At 44.3% G+C, this 17,584-nt stretch carries 12 protein-coding genes and 1 pseudogene; 8 read left to right on the forward strand and 5 right to left on the reverse strand.

The genetic code is table 11. The annotated features are described in order from the left end of the window. Positions 1–137: 137 nt before the first annotated feature. The 3 genes from ACZM60_RS12215 to rsmA all read right to left on the reverse strand — a co-directional run bounded on the left by ACZM60_RS12215 (position 138) and on the right by rsmA (position 4,281). Positions 138–1,940: a DUF349 domain-containing protein gene (locus ACZM60_RS12215; RefSeq protein ID WP_489521639.1), complete on the reverse strand. Its 1,803-nt coding sequence runs from the start codon at positions 1,938–1,940 to the stop codon at positions 138–140. A 208-nt stretch (positions 1,941–2,148) separates the two neighbouring features. Then, positions 2,149–3,489 (reverse strand): magnesium transporter, encoded by a 1,341-nt coding sequence (gene mgtE, locus ACZM60_RS12220; RefSeq protein WP_340319970.1) that lies wholly within the window; start codon positions 3,487–3,489, stop codon positions 2,149–2,151. A gap of 3 nt (positions 3,490–3,492) precedes the next feature. After that, a complete protein-coding gene (gene rsmA / locus ACZM60_RS12225; RefSeq protein WP_021970503.1) occupies positions 3,493–4,281 on the reverse strand; it encodes a 16S rRNA (adenine(1518)-N(6)/adenine(1519)-N(6))-dimethyltransferase RsmA in 789 nt (262 codons plus the stop codon). A gap of 102 nt (positions 4,282–4,383) precedes the next feature. Between rsmA and ACZM60_RS12230 the strand changes: the two genes are divergently transcribed. The 6 genes from ACZM60_RS12230 (at position 4,384) to ACZM60_RS12255 (ending at position 13,186) form a co-directional block, all read left to right on the forward strand. After that, complete coding sequence (locus ACZM60_RS12230) at positions 4,384–5,397, forward strand: lysylphosphatidylglycerol synthase transmembrane domain-containing protein (RefSeq protein WP_021970502.1); 1,014 nt, start codon at positions 4,384–4,386, stop codon at positions 5,395–5,397. After that, the gene (locus ACZM60_RS12235; RefSeq protein WP_021970501.1) at positions 5,390–6,847 is read left to right on the forward strand and encodes an aminoacyl-histidine dipeptidase; all 1,458 of its coding nucleotides are present in this window, start codon (positions 5,390–5,392) and stop codon (positions 6,845–6,847) included. Before ACZM60_RS12230 ends, ACZM60_RS12235 begins: the two co-directional genes overlap by 8 nt. A gap of 419 nt (positions 6,848–7,266) precedes the next feature. Continuing rightward, complete coding sequence (locus tag ACZM60_RS12240; protein ID WP_021970500.1) at positions 7,267–7,953, forward strand: response regulator transcription factor; 687 nt, start codon at positions 7,267–7,269, stop codon at positions 7,951–7,953. Beyond that, complete coding sequence (locus ACZM60_RS12245) at positions 7,950–9,320, forward strand: HAMP domain-containing sensor histidine kinase (RefSeq protein ID WP_340319973.1); 1,371 nt, start codon at positions 7,950–7,952, stop codon at positions 9,318–9,320. The genes ACZM60_RS12240 and ACZM60_RS12245 overlap by 4 nt, the downstream gene beginning before the upstream one ends. Before the next feature lie 176 nt (positions 9,321–9,496). Continuing rightward, the gene (gene mgtA / locus ACZM60_RS12250) at positions 9,497–12,145 is read left to right on the forward strand and encodes a magnesium-translocating P-type ATPase (RefSeq protein ID WP_021970498.1); all 2,649 of its coding nucleotides are present in this window, start codon (positions 9,497–9,499) and stop codon (positions 12,143–12,145) included. A gap of 3 nt (positions 12,146–12,148) precedes the next feature. Next, positions 12,149–13,186, forward strand: coding sequence for a hypothetical protein (locus ACZM60_RS12255; RefSeq protein ID WP_489521640.1), 1,038 nt, complete (start codon positions 12,149–12,151; stop codon positions 13,184–13,186). 14 nt (positions 13,187–13,200) lie between these two features. Here the strand turns inward: ACZM60_RS12255 and ACZM60_RS12260 are convergent, their stop codons facing one another. Next, a complete protein-coding gene (locus ACZM60_RS12260) occupies positions 13,201–14,199 on the reverse strand; it encodes a DUF4435 domain-containing protein (protein ID WP_340319976.1) in 999 nt (332 codons plus the stop codon). A gap of 13 nt (positions 14,200–14,212) precedes the next feature. Continuing rightward, positions 14,213–15,037, reverse strand: a complete 825-nt coding sequence (locus ACZM60_RS12265) for an AAA family ATPase (protein WP_021970496.1) — start codon at positions 15,035–15,037, stop codon at positions 14,213–14,215. Between the two features lie 124 nt (positions 15,038–15,161). Here ACZM60_RS12265 and ACZM60_RS12270 point away from each other — a divergent pair, with 124 nt between their 5' ends. Both ACZM60_RS12270 and ACZM60_RS12275 read left to right on the forward strand, forming a co-directional pair. Next, complete coding sequence (locus tag ACZM60_RS12270; protein ID WP_021970495.1) at positions 15,162–16,085, forward strand: DMT family transporter; 924 nt, start codon at positions 15,162–15,164, stop codon at positions 16,083–16,085. A gap of 12 nt (positions 16,086–16,097) precedes the next feature. Continuing rightward, positions 16,098–17,489: pseudogene (locus ACZM60_RS12275) on the forward strand (AAA domain-containing protein); the annotation flags it as partial. Between the last annotated feature and the right edge of the window lie 95 nt (positions 17,490–17,584).

A 17,584-nucleotide genomic window follows, 5' to 3' on the forward strand; every position in this document is an offset into this window, starting at 1 on the left:
TTAAAGATACAAAATCTTTAGGTAATAACAAAGCCCCAGCTTGTGAAAGTCGGGGCTTTGTGCTAAAAAAGAAGGTGTGCTTTTTGACACACCTTCTTGTTTATTGTAAGATAATCAAGTATCGGTTTATCTTACTTTTATTCCTCGTTCATCTTTTCATCGATGGCCTTTATCTTTTTCAGAACGAGATCCATCTCACCTTTCAGACGTTCAATTTTCCGGTTAATTTCGGTTACCAGTGTATCGCCCTTCTTCGAAGCCGATGACAAGAATCCCAAGTTGTTTTCGTAGGTCTGGATATCATTTTTCAGGCCTTCGTATGTACGGACAAGCTTTTCACGGTCACGATATAAGTTATCACCCTTGCTCAGTCCCGATTTGAAATTGCTGAGTTTCTTTTCGGAAACCGAAATATTCAGTCGGTCGAACAACTTGTCTATCAAGCCATGAAATTCGTTATACAAACGATCTTTTTCTTTAAATGGGACATGGCCTATACCATTCCATTCTTTCATTAAGGAGCGAACTTGTTCAGAGGTAGCATCATCTGTAGCACCAGAAGCATTCAGTACAGCCAGTTGCTTGATGATTTCCTCTTTCTTTGCCATATTTTCCTGTTCGACAGAACGCTGCGAAGAAGTTGCTTTGTTCTTTTGAGCAAAGAAATAGTCGCATGCTCCGATGAAACGTTTCCATACTGCATCGGAATGCTTTTTGGCAACCGGTCCAATGGTTTTCCATTCTTTTTGCAGTTTGGTCAGTATTTCTGCAGTTCCTTTCCAGTCGGTACTATCTTTCAAGGCTTCAGCCTTTTCGCACAATGCTTTTTTCTTTTCAAGATTTTCGGCCATGCTTTCCTTTACCGATTTGAAGAAGGCTGCTTTGCGTTTAAAGAATTCATCACATGCTGCACGGAAACGCTCGAAAATCTTTACATTCATTTTCTGCGGAGCATATCCGATAGTCTTCCATTTAGCCTGTAAGGCAAGAATTTCTTGCGTTTTATCCTCCCAGTCGGCGAAAGTCTTGAATGTATCATATTCCATTGATTCCACAATTTCGCAGATGACAGTCTTTTGGTCAAGGTTATTTTGTTCCTTTTCCTTCAGTGCTTCGAAGTGTTGCTGATGACGACGGTTTACGACCGAGGAAGCAGCTTTAAAGCGTGCCCAGATACTTTCACGAAGTTCTTTTGCAACAGGACCGATACTACGGAACTCCTGATGCAGTTTCTGTAATTGATGGAAAGCAGATACGACATCCGGTTCTTCAGCCAGCTTTTCAGCAGCTTCGCACAAATAAGTTTTCTGTTCCAGATTCTTTTTAAAATCATATTCACGGAATTCATTGTTCAGCTTTACCATATCGTAAAACTTCTCCGTATAGAGCTGGTAAGTTTTCCACAACTCATTGACTTTACCTACAGGAACCTGTTTGATGTCATTCCATTGTTGTTGAAGCTGTTTGAATTCATTATAGATTTTCCCTGTATCTTCTGTATTGTCGATCAGAGATTTCATCTTATCGAGTATATCCAGTTTCTTTTTCAGGTTTTCTTCTTTTTCCTGTTCGAGTTCCGCTGCCATAACGCTACGTTTCTCTTTGATGGAACTCATTATTTCCTTAAACTTTGCTTCCAGCGGGTTAGGGGTGGGAGTAAAATCATCTGGGTTTCCGCCTTGCTCAATAAAGTTTTTGCGTGCTGTATCTTGCTCGGTTTTATGCAATTTGTAAAACGTTTGTTTCAGGTAGTCTATTTCTTGTTTGTCTGCCTCGCAGGCATTGTTGTTGATTTCTGTCAAACGCTCTATCACTTCTTCCTGGGTCTGTTTGGGAGGATACTGCGTTTTTCCATCATTTTCAACAGTAGGAACCGAAGTCTCGGGAGTATTTTCTTCCGGAATTTCAGTTAATGGGCGGGTTGTTTCATTTACTTCCATCGTATTTAGATTTTTAAGAATTATGTCGGCTTATCTTAGTCCGTAGTTACAAATTAAAAGAATAAAATCTGATTTTTACTATATTTTTCTAAATTTTTTTTGCAATAGAGAAGAATTTTATGGATTTCTTAGAAGAATAGAATACATGGAGACTACAAAAGAATAAAAATGTGCGAGTCTCCATATATATAAATCTATAAACGTTTCTTTAGGAGAGTAATACGGTAATTCCCATATACATCATCATACCGATAATATCGTTGGTAATCGATATAAACGGTCCGGTGGCAATAGCGGGGTCCACTTTCAGTTTTTCCAATGTCATGGGAACAAGTGTTCCGAAGATAGAAGCAAACATGACTACGGCAAACAGGCTGATGGATACCGAATAGCTGACTGTGGCGGTTGCTCCGAAACGAATGAAGTTATAAATATATACCAACATTGAAATGATAGTTGCATTGATAAGGGCAACTACCGATTCTTTTACTACCTGTTGAAAAGTATTTTTTGAATCGAGAGAGCTGTTTGCAAGTCCCTGTACGACAAGTGCCGATGACTGTGTACCCACGTTTCCCCCCGTACCACCGATAAGCGGAATGTACAGAGCCATTTCCGGATGTGCAGCGAAGGTCGAATCGAAATTTCCCAGAATCATGGAATTTCCGATACCTCCCAGCATACCGATGAGCAGCCAGGGCAGACGTGCCGTTGTCTGGCGGAATACATTATCGTGCGATTCTACGTCCTGTGACAAACCGGAAGCCAACTGATAATCTCTTTCAGCCTGTTCACGAACCTCATCCATTACGTCGTCTACCGTGATACGTCCTACCAGACGTCCGATGCTGTCGATTACCGGCACTGCCACTAAGTCGTACTTTTCGATGACCTGCACCACTTCATCCAGCGGCGTATCTACGTGTACCGAAATCGGATCTTTTTTCATCACGTGCTTTACTTTCGAAACCGACGGGCTGGTAATCATTTTCTTCAACGGGAATACGCCGCGCAGACGTTCGTCGTCGTCCACTACATATACGTAGTAAATCTCATCCATATCTTCTGCCTGTATTCTCATTTCACGAAGACATTCCGGCATACTCCAGTTCTCGTTTACGATAACCATTTCCGTACCCATCAAACCACCGGCAGTATCTTCGTCGTATTTCAGCAAGTCGACGATATCACCCGCCTGTTCGATGTCTTCGATGTGCGAAAGAATTTCTTCCTGCTTGTCCTCGTCCATGTCACGGATAATGTCTACCGCATCATCCGAGTCCATGTAGTCGACAAAGCGTTTGGCGATGGTTTCCGACGGCAGGACCTCGAGGAACTTCTTACGGGCATCCTCGTCCATTTCAATCAATACATCGGCTGCCTTTTCATTGTCGAGAAGCAAGTAGATGGAACGCGCCTCTTCTGCATCCAGCTCGTTGCACAATTCGGCAATATCGGCAGGATGCAATCCTTGCAGAAGTTCTTTCAGTTCATCCGATTTCTTTTCCTCGATGAGTTCTGATACTTTTTTGATTTCTTCGTTTTCCATACCTTACTCGGTTGCGAGTGCCTGTTCCACCCGGTTGGTCAATTCTATGAAGTCCGCTACCGACAGCTGTTCCGGACGCTTGTTGAATATCGGATCAGCACTAAGCGGATTACCCTTTTCCAAAATCGGAGAAATGGAGTTGCGCAATGTCTTGCGGCGCTGGTTGAAAGTCGTCTTCACTATTTGCTTGAACAACTTCTCATTGCATCCCAGTTCCGTCGTTTCATTTCGCGTCATTCGTATCACAGCACTTTTTACCTTGGGAGGCGGATTGAATACGTGCTCATGTACTGTAAACAGATATTCCACCTTATACCACGCCTGAATCAGTACACTCAGAATGCCATACGTCTTGCTCCCTGGACCGGCAGCGATACGTTCTGCCACTTCCTTCTGTATCATTCCCGTACAGCAGGGTATCAAATCTTTGTAATCGAGCATTTTGAAAAATATCTGGCTGGAAATGTTATATGGATAATTCCCGGTAAGGACGAAAGGTTGTCCGTCGAACAATGCCGATAAGTCCATTTTCAAGAAATCCTGTTCGATGATATTATCTCCCAGTTCCGCGAAATTTTCCCGTAAGTAGGCAACCGATTCAAAGTCCAGTTCCACCACTTTCACCGGCCTTCCCTTGGGAATAAGAAACTGCGTCAATACTCCCATACCCGGTCCTACTTCCAGTATAGGCAGGTCGGGGCAGGTATCCACTGTATCGGCTATGTCTTTTGCTACTTGAAGGTCTTTCAGAAAGTGCTGTCCTAAAAACTTTTTCGGTTTAACTAATTTCATTCGCGTATGTATTTTCTCGATATAAATAAAGATTTATTCCGGCAAGATATTATCTTTGCATCGTGCAAATTTAAGCATTAATCTTTAATAAATGATTAGGTTTTGGAACGAACTGATATAAAAAAGCTCATAAATAAGGTCTTTCAGGTAGCTTTGCCTTTGGTTCTGGGGGCAGTTATTTTATTGTGGACTTACCATGGATTCGACTTTCGGCGCGTGTATGAGGTTATGGACGGAGGAATGAATTATGGGTGGATGCTTTTTTCGCTTGTTTTTGGCGTTTTCGGACATTTATTCCGCGGATGGAGGTGGAACCTGGCGCTGGCTCCACTGGAAGAACATCCCAAGTTGTCGAACAGTGTATATGCCATATTCATAGCCTATGCAGCCAATCTGGTTCTTCCGCGCGTTGGAGAAGTGTCACGCTGCGGTGTACTGGCAAAATACGATAATGTTTCTTTTTCCAAATCGCTGGGAACTGTCGTTTCCGAGAGGCTGGTCGATTCTGTTTGTGTATTGCTCATTACGACCGGAACTCTGCTGTTGCAGTCGGGAGTCTTTGCCCGCTTTTTTCGTATAACAGGTACCGACGGAACTTTTTTTCTGCATCTGTTCTCGTCGACAAACTTTTATATTACTCTTGTCTGCATGGTTGCTGCGCTGATATTGCTGGCTTGGCTGGTACGCAATCTTGCCATTTTTGCAAAAGTACGGGGTATGCTGAAAAATGTCTGGCTGGGCTGCTTGTCCATCCGTAACGTAAAGCATCCGCTTTTGTACATACTTTACACCATAGCTATCTGGGTATGCTACTTCCTTCACTTCTATTTGACGTTTTATTGTTTCGACTTTTCAGCCGGACTGGGCTGGGTTGCCGGAATGGTATTGTTCGTGGTGGGAAGTATTGCCGTCATAGTTCCCACTCCGAACGGAGCCGGACCATGGCATTTTGCCGTCATCACCATGATGATGATGTATGGCGTAAGTAAGGAAGATGCAGGAATATTTGCGCTTTTGGTACATGGTATTCAAACCTTTTTATTAATTTTGTTAGGAATATATGGACTGGTGGCTCTGCCGCTTACAAATAAAAATAAAACTAAAACCTATGAGTGAAATTCTTTCTCTGGCTCCACAGAATGTGTGGAAGCATTTTTATTCGTTGACTCAAGTGCCTCGTCCGTCAGGACATCTGGCAAAAGTTCAGTCGTTCTTACTGGAGTTTGGTAAGAATGTAGGTGTTGAAGCTTTTCAGGATGAGGCCGGAAACATTATTTATCGCAAGCCTGCCACTCCGGGTATGGAGAATCGTAAAACCGTAATCTTGCAGGCGCATATGGACATGGTGCCGCAAAAGAACAAAGATACACAGCATGATTTCGAAAAAGATCCTATTCAGGCTTATGTAGACGGTGAATGGGTGAAAGCAAAAGGCACTACACTGGGTTCCGATGATGGTATGGGTGTGGCTGCTATTATGGCTGTTATGGAAGATAAAACCCTGAAACACGGTCCGCTGGTTGCTCTGATTACTGCCGATGAAGAAACAGGCATGTATGGAGCTTTCGGCTTGAAGCCGGGAACTATTGAAGGCGATATTTTGCTGAACCTCGACTCGGAAGAAGAAGGTGAACTGTATATCGGCTGTGCCGGCGGTGAAGACTTGACAGCTACGCTGGAATATAAGGAAGAAGAAACCGATCCGGAAGATGTAGCGCTGAAAGTTACTTTGAAAGGTCTGCGTGGTGGTCATTCCGGTATACAGATAGGCTGGGGACATGCCAATGCAAATAAACTCATGGCACGCTTCCTGAATCAGGTTATTGCTTACGATGAGGCTTGTCTGGTATCGTGGGAAGGCGGTAACATGCGCAACGCCATTCCTCGTGAATGTGAAGTTGTAATTACTGTTCCCGAAACAGAAGTAGACGATGTGCTGGCATTCGTAGGTGAGTGCGAACAGGTATGGCGCGATGAATTTGCAACAATCGAAGACGGTCTGAGCTTCAAGGCTGAACGTGTGGAACTGCCGAAGTACATGGTTCCTGAAGAAATCCGCGATAATCTGGTAGATGCTATCTATGCATGTCCTAACGGAGTAGAACGTTTCATCCCGACTATTCCTGATACAGTAGAAACTTCTTCAAACCTTGCTATCGTCGAAATAGCCAATGGTAAAGCTGCCGTTAAGGTATTAACCCGTAGTTCTCGTGAGTCGATGAAGGATTACCGCAATACGGCTATCGAAAGCTGTTTCTCTATGGCGGGTATGCACGTAGAACGCTCGGGCAGTTATTCGGGCTGGGAACCGAATGTAAATTCTCCTATTCTGCACGCCATGAAAGAATCGTACAAGGCTCAGTTTGGTGAACTGCCGGAGGTGAAGGTCATTCATGCCGGACTGGAGTGTGGTATTATCGGAGCTGTTGTTCCGGGACTCGATATGATTTCGTTCGGTCCTACTTTGCAGTGTCCGCATACTCCGGAGGAACGTTGCAACATTCCTTCAGTAGCCAAATTCTACGACTTCCTGACTGCTACACTGGCAAATACTCCTGAAAAGTAATTCTTGAGATATGCAGAGCCTGTCCCGCTGATTGATGTTCATCATCGGGGCAGGCTCTTTTTTTGTCTTCGTCCTGCTTGTAACAGAAACGTGCTTTTCTTTTAATTCTTATTTCCGCAAATACCTTTTCAAGCCCCTGCAAAACCGTTTTGTTTTTTGTACAAAAAATAAAAACGTTTGTACAAATTTTCAGAAAACGTCGGGACGTTTTTCCGCATTTGTCGGCATGTCTTTTAAAAACGTCACCAGCGTTCGATGGGTTACATACGGTTCTTCTGACTCTCTCAATAGTGTAGAATAAATGTCTTTGCAGATAAAATAATTTCATTACATTTGTAAACCTGTCAACTATTTGGCGGGGATATGCGTTGTTATCTGTAGTCGCAGGTAAATAATATCATTAGGTAAATTCAGAAAATATGCAGACAATACTGATTGTAGAAGACGAAAAGCGAGTGGCCGACCTGCTGAAAGCCGGACTGGAAGAAAATGGTTACCAGACAATGGTGGCATACGACGGGGCTATGGGGCTGCGTCTTTTTCAGGCTTATTCTTTTCAGTTGGTTATTTCGGACATTATCTTGCCGAAGATGGACGGATTCGAGCTTTGCAAGGAGATTCGCCGCCTGAACGAAAAGGTGCCTATTCTGATGCTGACCGCTTTGGGGTCTACCGATGATAAGCTGGATGGTTTCGATGCGGGAGCAGATGACTATATGACAAAGCCGTTCGACTTCCGGGAACTGACGGCACGTGTAAGGGTACTGCTGAAACGAAATAAGGAAGTCGTAGCCGATACGCCTGAACAGATTGAGTATGCCGACTTGACAATCAATCGGAACCTCAGGGAAGTGAAACGACAGGGGAAAGCGATAAAGCTGTCGCCGAAAGAATACAACCTGTTGCTGTATATGGTTGAAAACGCAGAGAAAGTAATCAGTCGCGTAGAGATTGCCGAAAAAGTATGGAATACGCATTTCGATACCGGAACGAATTTCATCGATGTGTATATCAATTACCTGCGAAAGAAGATCGACAAGGAGTTTGATGTCAAGCTCATTCATACGAAACCCGGTATCGGTTTCATTTTAACGGATAAGTTATGAAAATAAAGACGAAACTGACTTTACAGAATACGTGCGTTACGGCAGCCGTTTTTCTGCTGTGCATGGTGTTGATTTATCTGGTAAGCGAACATACACGCAGCAAGACGTTTTTCCATGACCTGAAGAGTGAGGCTATTACAAAGGCACATTTGTTTCTTCAGAATCAGGTCGATGCGCAGACCATGCAGTCTATTTATCTGAACAACAAGAAGTTTATCAACGAGGTGGAAGTGGCTGTCTATTCGGCCGACTTCCAGATGCTTTATCATGATGCGGTACAGAACGATATTATCAAGGAAGACCGTGCCATGATAGACCGTATTCTGAAGGAAAAAGATATGGAGTTCTATATTGGCAAGTATCAGGCTGTGGGAATACGTTATTCGTTCGGAGGGAAGGACTACATTGTAACGGCTGCTGCTTACGACGGGTATGGCTACGATAATTTGCTGGAGTTGCAGAAAACCTTAATTGTCTTATTCGTCGTCGGATTGTCGTTATTGTTTGCGGCAGGCTATTTCCTTGCCCGTGCGTCGCTGAAACCGATTCGCGATATCGTGAGAGAGGCAGAAACGATTACGGCATTGCACATTAACCGGCGGCTTCCTGTGAAAAATGAAAAAGATGAACTGGGAGAACTGAGTACGGCTTTCAATGCTTTGCTGGAACGGTTGGAGGTATCGTTCAACTCGCAGAAGATGTTTGTCAGCAATGTGTCGCACGAGCTGCGTACGCCGCTGGCGGCCTTGATAGCAGAGCTGGATTTGTCGTTGCAGAAGGAACGGAGCGGGGAGCAGTACAGGCAGGCAATGCAGAACGTGTTGCTCGATGCTCGTAGAATGACGAAGCTGATCGACGGCTTGTTGAATTTGGCGAAAGCCGACTATCAGAAGGAGCATATCAAGATGCAGGAAATCCGGCTGGACGAATTGTTGCTGGACGCTCGGGAGTTTATTTTGCGTGCTCATCCGGATTATCATATCGATTTGCTGTTCGAACAGGAGGAGGCGGAGGATGACCGTCTGATTACGGTGAAAGGGAATCTGTATCTGCTGAATATTGCTTTCTCGAACCTGATTGAAAATAACTGTAAGTATTCTGCCGACAAGTCTTCGTTTATCCAGATTTCTTATTGGGACAAGTGGACCATCGTACGTTTGTCGGATGCGGGCATCGGAATGTCGGAAGCCGACAAGCAGCATCTGTTTACCCTGTTCTATAGAGGGGAGCAGGAAAAGATGGCGGAAGGACATGGTATCGGCATGACGCTGTCGCAGAAGATTATTCATCTGCATCAGGGAAATATCAGTGTACATTCTGAACAGGGCAAGGGAACGACTTTCGTCATTGAACTTCCACATATATAGGTCTTTTCGGCCTTGGGTACGGCTATAGATAGAGTGGCATTAGAAAACTTATAGAAAAATTCTAATAGTTTTCTAATACCACTCTAATTGTTTTCTAACTGTCTTGTTGTTGTGTCTTCTCTACTTTTGCAGCGTGAAAAAGATACATAGTAGTAACTTGTAAACGAAGTATGACAATGTGGAAGAACAAGAAGAGTAAGACACAGTTCGCTTTTAATGCCGAGAAGGTATTTTTGGCGGCAGCTCAGCCACTTGGCTCTGTATTCAGTTATTTTCAAACTACTCCGATGGGAATAAGCGCTGAGGAGGTTGAAGAAAGACAGTCGCTTTATGGCAAAAATGAGGTGGAACATGAGAAGAAGAAAAATCCGGTTTCTACTTTTATCAAGACGTTTATTAATCCGTTTATCGGTGTGCTGACTCTTTTGGTCATTATATCGTTTGTGCTGGATGTATTGCTTGCCGATCCGGGGGAACAGGATTGGACGGCTATCATCATCATTTCCGTGATGGTGGTGTGCAGTGCTATTCTCCGTTTTCGTCAGGAGTGGAAGGCAAATATGTCGAGTGAAGCGTTGCTGAAGATGGTGACCAATACGTGTTACGTGAAGCGTGCCGGAAGTCACGACGAAGAAATCAGCATTGCCGAACTGGTTCCCGGGGATATTGTGATGATAGCTGCCGGTGACATGATTCCGGCGGATATCCGTATCGTTGAGGCAAAGGATTTGTTTGTCAGCCAGTCTTCGCTTACCGGAGAGTCGGATCCCATAGAAAAGTGTCCGGTGCCGAAAGGTGATAAGTATAGCAAGGGCAGTGTGGTAGAGCTGGACAACATTTGCTTTATGGGTTCGAATGTGGTAAGCGGTTCGGCTGCTGGAATTGTTTTTGCTACGGGAAACAATACTTACCTGGGAACGATTGCCAAAGGGATTATCGGACACCGGGCGGCAACGGCTTTCGATAAGGGCATCAGTAAGGTGAGTTTCCTGCTGATCCGTTTCATGCTGGTCATGATTCCCTTTGTTTTTCTGGTAAACGGACTGACAAAAGGCGACTGGCTGGAGGCTTTTATCTTTGCGGTATCGGTAGCTGTCGGACTGACTCCGGAGATGCTTCCGATGATTGTGACAGCCAATTTGTCGAAAGGGGCGGTGGCTATGTCGAAGAAAAAAACGATAGTGAAGGATTTGAATGCGATTCAGAATTTCGGTGCCATGAATATTCTGTGTACCGACAAGACGGGTACGCTGACATGCGATCAGATTGTATTGGAAAAATACATCAACGCCGATGGCTCAAGCGATAACGACAAGCGCATTCTGCGCCACGCGTACTTTAACAGTTTCTTTCAGACGGGTTTGAAGAATCTGATGGATAAGGCCATCCTTTCGCATGTAAAGGAGCTTGATTTGGAACACTTGAAGGATAATTACAAGAAAGTCGATGAAATTCCGTTCGATTTTACTCGCCGTCGTATGTCGGTTGTGGTGGAAGATAAACAGGGTAAACGGCAGATTATCACCAAGGGAGCGGTAGAGGAAATGCTCGAAATTTGTTCGTATGCCGAATTTGAGGGGAAGGTGCAGCCTTTTATGCCCGAACTTAAACAGAAGGCAAAGGAAATCAGTGAGCAGATGAACAAGCAGGGAATGCGGGTCATCGCCGTAGCTCAGAAGAGTTATCTGGACAAGGAATGTAATTTCTGTGTGAAGGATGAGAACGAAATGGTGCTTATCGGGTATCTGGCGTTTCTCGATCCTCCTAAGCAGTCGGCGGCAAGTGCCATCCGGCAGTTGCACGAGCATGGCATTGAGGTAAAAATCTTGTCGGGAGACAACGATGCCGTGGTACGTACTATCGCCCGTCAGGTGGGCATTGAAACGGGAAATGCGCTTACCGGACCGGAACTGGCTGCAATGAGTGACGAAGAACAGCATAAGGCTGTCCGCGAAACGACGGTTTTCTCCAAGCTGACTCCAATTCAGAAGACGCAGATTATCTCCATCTTGCAGGATCAGCAGAATACGGTTGGCTTTTTAGGCGACGGCATTAATGATGCATCAGCGTTGCGTCAGTCGGATATTGGTATCTCTGTCGATTCGGCTGTAGATATTGCAAAAGAGAGTGCGGACATTATTCTACTGGAAAAGGATTTGATGGTGCTGGAAGATGGTGTACTGGAAGGCCGCAAGACGTTTGGAAATATCACGAAGTATATCAAGATGACGGCAAGCTCCAATTTCGGAAATATGTTCAGTGTTATGGCTGCCAGTGCTTTCTTGCCCTTCCTGCCCATGTTGCCTATTCACTTACTTATACAGAATCTGTTGTATGATATTTCGCAGACTACCATTCCGTTCGACCGTATGGATGCCGAGTATCTGCGCAAGCCGCGTAAGTGGGATGCATCCGATTTGAGCCGGTTCATGATCTTTATCGGTCCGATCAGTTCGGTTTTCGATATTGTGACGTATCTGGTGATGTGGTATGTCTTTGGTTGTCATTCATTGGAACACCAGACACTCTTCCAGTCGGGATGGTTCATCGAAGGACTGCTTTCGCAAACCTTGATTGTACACATGATTCGTACACGGAAAATTCCGTTCATACAGAGCTGTGCATCCTGGCAGGTTACCGGTCTGACTTTCCTGATTATGGCTATTGGCATCATCATTCCGTTTACGCCTTTTGGAAGTTCCATCGGTCTGGAGCCTTTGCCGTTGAGTTATTTCCCATGGCTTATTGGCATCTTGCTTTCTTATTGTATACTGACTCAGCTTGTAAAAAACTGGTATATCAAACGATTTATAAAATGGTTATAAACAATGATGCAGAAGATAATGGTTGTATGTGTCATCGTTGCGGTGGTTACTTTGTGTAACCATCGCATTATGGCACAGGATGTTGGCTTGTCTTATTTGTCGGAGTTGCAGACTGATTTTCGGACGAAGGTTAAATGGGTGAATCTGTTACGTGCAGATGTATCTGTAGCTCTAAATAAAAATATTGGAGTGGAAGCTGCTTCAATCAGTGTGGCAGGAACCAGTGAAACTCCGTTGCTTGACGACTGGCAGGGATTTTCGAGTGTTGAGGCGGAAAATATTCCTTTGGCGTTGGCTGTACTGGGGGTAAGATGGCAGGCAGGAAAATCGGCAGTCTTTGTAGGAATACGTAATCTGAATGAAGATTACTTTACTTCTTCCTGTATTTCTTTGTTTACCAATAGTTCCTGCGGTATTTTTCCTACTCTGTCGGCTGATTATCCGATAGCGAACTATCCGGTAGCTTCGGTTGGAGTAGATTATAAATGGCAGGGTGAATATTGGGGAGTTGAAGCTTCTGTTTACAATGGAACCGGTTACAGAATGTTTGCAGGGCGTGAGAATGTGTTTCGTTTCTGTCCCGGAAGTGATGGGATATTAGGTATATCAACGGTTAATTATCAGAATAATGGTAGCGGTTATTATATGGGGTTTGCTTTACGTAACGGGTTGTCTGCTTGTTATGCGGAAGGAACAGAAGGAACGGAAGAAAAGAAAGGGTGGAATGCGGTAGTGTGGGGCTATGCGGAACAGAAGGTGTTTGACCATTGGCATCTGTTGGTTCAGTATTCTGTTAACCCTACGGCAAAAACAGGCTGCCGGAGTTATGCAGGCGGGGGACTGGTTGCACATTACGGAAGGCTGGAAGCTGGTATGTTTGCCGACTATGCAGATTATACCACAGGGTACGAATGGGCCAGTGAGCTGACATGTAAAATGTGTTGCTTGAAGAACATATATATACAGCCGGCCTTGCATCTGATAAAAAACAGCCGTATGTTTGCTTGGGCAGGATTATTCAGATTCGGATATGAGATATAAAGATTACAGACAATCTATTTGGCAAGTTTCAGGAAGTTCTCTATATCTTGCTGAATCTTTTTGTAAAGAGGAGATGACTGGTAATGGGGATTTTTACGGATTACCACTTCTACATCAATCTGGCTCCGCTGATAGGCTGTAAGTTCATTATGAAGCTGTACATCGTGTAGGGCCAGATCGTGTATTTGTTGCTCGCGTTCGCGACGCAATACCGTGCATACCGGAACCAGCAATCGTAACACTACGTTATCCATGATGTGATGCCCCTGAATGAACATGTATGTATTGTCCGGATAAACGCCTAATGTGCGGAATTCTTTTTTCATATCTTCTATTTCTTCGAGGGCATCTGCATGACGTTTCTCCAGCTCGTGGAGTTTACGGTTGACCTTTTTTGACATGATTTCAAGGCTTCTTTCCGGATGGTGGGTACTGACCTGATCCAGTTTTACAAAAGAGCAGAAGTCCAGCAGTGAGAACTCCGATAAATTATGCTGGCGGTAGAACCATACCGACCAGACGAAAAGGGGATAGGCTATTTCTGAATACAACTTCATGAAAGCTGGAAAATCAATCAGTTTATGGTCGTTCAGTGTTGCTGTTACGCATACTTCGTGTAATCCTTCGGCATAACAGTGGTAGTTTTCGATGGCGTATGCATAAGTTTGTAACACATAAGGGCTGTTGATGATATAACGTGAAGTTTGTGTTCGTCCCTGAAGCAGGTAATCGTAATCACTGTCTACGCAGGCTATCATATTTTCGCCCAGACGGCTTCCCAGTTCGTTCATCAGAACGCTCTTTTTTCCTTTCGCAAGGGAACTGCGTGAGGGAAGCATGACTTCGAAGTAACGTTTTTCGTTTTCATATTCGGCCAGAAGGGAACGCCAGAAAGATATATCGTCATAACTTTCTACATAAGCAACGATTTTTCTTCGTGCTTGCTTTGGCTTCAGACTATTGGCTGCTCCAATATAGAGTGAAGAAAGGTTTTCGGTAAGTCTTTTTCCCATAGCCGTAATTATTTTAACGAGTTGTTATATCACTTACTTCTGTTACAGCATCCAGCCAGCCGTTCATGATGAGGGCAGGTGAATGAGTGGTAAGTATGATTTGTACGTTTGGATTCAGGCTTCGAATCAGTGAAATGAGTCGTTGCTGCCATTCTACGTGCAATGAAATTTCAGGTTCATCCATAAATAAGGCGAACGGCTGGTTGTCTTGTACCAGTACGGTCAGCAGGATAACAAGCATTTGTTTCTCTCCGGATGAAAGTTGGTACGGAGTCAGTATATCGCCGTCCTGTTCGAATAAGATTTCATTGCTTTTGCGGTTTATCTTTTTTCCTGTTTCGCTGAACAGGTCATCAATCAAGTCTTGAAATTTGGTCTTGGGACGTGAAACGTCAGCTGCTCGGGCCTGATTCTCTGCGACTCCACTGGTAAGCAGTTCGATAATCCGGTTTCCGATATTTACCTGATAATCGAGATATCGGCGCTGTAACTGATACAACTGCCAGTCTAATTCTGTCTTTACATTTGCATTTCCTATTTTTTCTAATAGTCCGGAGTTTATCAGCGGACGGTCGAAACTGCGAATGACGTCAAAGCGGATGAAGTTGGCATCTTCGGGTGAAAAGATAAAAGAAACGCCGGGCTGTATGCCATTGGTCAGTGCATGTCCTTCCAGTTCGTTGAGGTAACGCACTGAATTGTTTAGAATCGTACTTTTGCCGATACCGTTTATACCACTTAAGATGTTCACATCAGCACGCAAGTCCCATGAAATATTCTTTCTTCCCCATAGGCCTTTAATCTCAATACGTTTAATATAGTCAGCTTGCTTCTTCATGGTTGCATTATTTTTATAGCCTCTAAACAAAAGTACGCATAATATTGGAATAAATCAATGTTTTCAACGCTCTTTTTTCGAAGAACTCTTACCTTTGCAAAATAAAAATTTCAAGATTGAAAGTATGAATGTTAGAATTGTTAAGGCGCATGCAGCTTTACTGGGAGCTGCTGCTATGTGGGGATTGATGTCACCCATGGGCAAAGCGGCTATGGAGGCTGGTATAACCGGTCTTTCTCTTGCCACTATGCGTATGATAGGAGGGGCAGTTTGTTTCTGGATAGCTTCATTTTTTGCTCCCAGGGAAAAGGTGTCTTCACGCGACTTGATGTTGCTTTTCTTTGCTGGTTTGCTGGGAATTGTATGTAATCAGGGCTGCTTCACATTCGGTTTGTCGCTGACCTCACCGATTGATGCTTCCATTGTGACTACTACAATGCCTATTGTAACCATGATTCTGGCTGCGCTTTTTCTGAAGGAACCGGTTACGCCGAAAAAGGTGACGGGTATCTTTCTCGGTTCTATCGGGGCATTGATGCTGATATTGAGTAATCGGGGTGGAGCTGCTGTAGAAGGTGGAGGAAGTATTTTGGGAGATGCTTTATGTATTACGGCGCAGATAAGTTTTGCCTGCTATCTGACTATTTTCAAGAAGCTTATTTCACGGTATAATGTATTTACTCTGATGAAATGGATGTTTACGTATGCGGCTATTTGCTTTATTCCGTTTTCGTATCGTGATTTTTCGATGATGATGACTATGACATTTCCTGTTGCCGTATGGATGGAAGTGGGGTATGTCGTTCTGTTCGGTACATTCTTTGCTTATATACTGATACTGGTAGGGCAGAAGACGCTTCGTCCGACAGTAGTCAGCATGTATAATTATGTGCAGCCTATAGTAGGAACAGCCGTTTCGGTCTTTCTGGGTATGGGAATATTCGGCTGGGAAAAGGCGCTGGCTGCTGTATTGATATTTATCGGTGTATACGTTGTAACGCAAAGTAAATCGCGTGCTCAGATGTTGGCCGAGGGTGAGAAAGAATAAGTGTATTAGATTATGAAAGAAAATCCGAACATCAAGTCTCCGGTGCTTTATTTGCAGCATCAGTATGAGTTGTTGCAGCTGGAGTATGAATATGAAAAGGAACAGTTCAAGCAGCAGACTGAGCTGATGGGGATAGGACGGAAGATTAAGCGTGGCATGTGCTGGTATCCATTGAATTTGGGACGGAATTATTACAATGCCCTTAATCAGCTGGTTGTAGAGGTGGAACGGCGTGAGGATAAAGAAATCGAACATCAGTTTGAATATGGTCGTCCGGTATGCTTTTTCACTCAGGATATTTCCGGAAAGTTGAATTACCTGAACTTTGTGGCGACGGTGAACTATGTGGATGAGGACCGTATGGTAGTGATTCTTCCTTCTGTAGATGCCTTGCTTGCCTTGCAGAGTAAGGAGGTGCTGGGGGTACAGTTATATTTCGATGAAACCAGTTATCGTCTGATGTTCGAAGCGTTGAAACAGGTACTTACAGCTAAGAACAGTCGTTTGGCGGAACTGCGCGATATATTTCATGGTACGCAGCCTGTTGCTACTTTTTCGTTTCAGCCGGTACGCTTTCCGTGGCTAAACCGTACACAGGAAGAAGCTGTGAATAAAGTACTTCATGCCAAAGATGTGGCAATCGTACACGGGCCTCCCGGAACAGGAAAGACGACGACACTGGTAGAAGCTGTTTACGAAACGTTGCATCGTGAAAATCAGGTACTGGTGTGTGCCCAGAGTAATATGGCAGTCGACTGGATCAGTGAAAAGCTCGTTGATCGTGGTGTAAGCGTATTGCGTATCGGAAATCCGAGTCGGGTAAACGACAAGATGCTTTCCTTTACTTACGAACGCCGGTTTGAGTCGCATCCGGATTATCCACAGTTGTGGAGTATGCGCAAGGCTATACGTGAACTTTATGCCCGAAGCCGGAAGGGGGCAGACCGGGAGGCTGTCCGTCAAAAGATAAATTCGCTGAAAGATCGTGCTACAGAGCTGGAAATACGTATCAATGAATCATTGTTTGCTGAGGCTCGTGTTATTGCCTGTACATTGGTAGGCAGTGCCAATCGTCTGTTGATGGGACAGAAGTTCGGTACATTGTTTATTGATGAGGCTGCACAGGCTCTGGAACCGGCATGCTGGATTGCCATACGTAAGGCAGACCGTGTTATTCTGGCGGGTGACCATTGTCAGCTTCCTCCTACGGTGAAGGCACCGGAAGCTCTTCGTGCCGGATTGGGACATACGCTCATGCAGGCTATTGTAAAAAACAAGCCGGAAACGGTTTCTCTTTTGAAACTTCAGTATCGAATGAATGATGACATCATGCGTTTTTCGTCCGAATGGTTCTACGGAGGAATGTTGCAGTCTGCTCCCGAGGTGAAGTATCGTAGTATTCTTACCTGAGTTCGGGATAAGTTTAGAATAAGGCCAGTTGTTTTGAGTCCTCAATATAGTATCCTTGCAATGCATCCGGTTTGTTTTCAAAGAAACAA

The sequence above is a fragment of the Phocaeicola sp. genome, assembly GCF_057861905.1.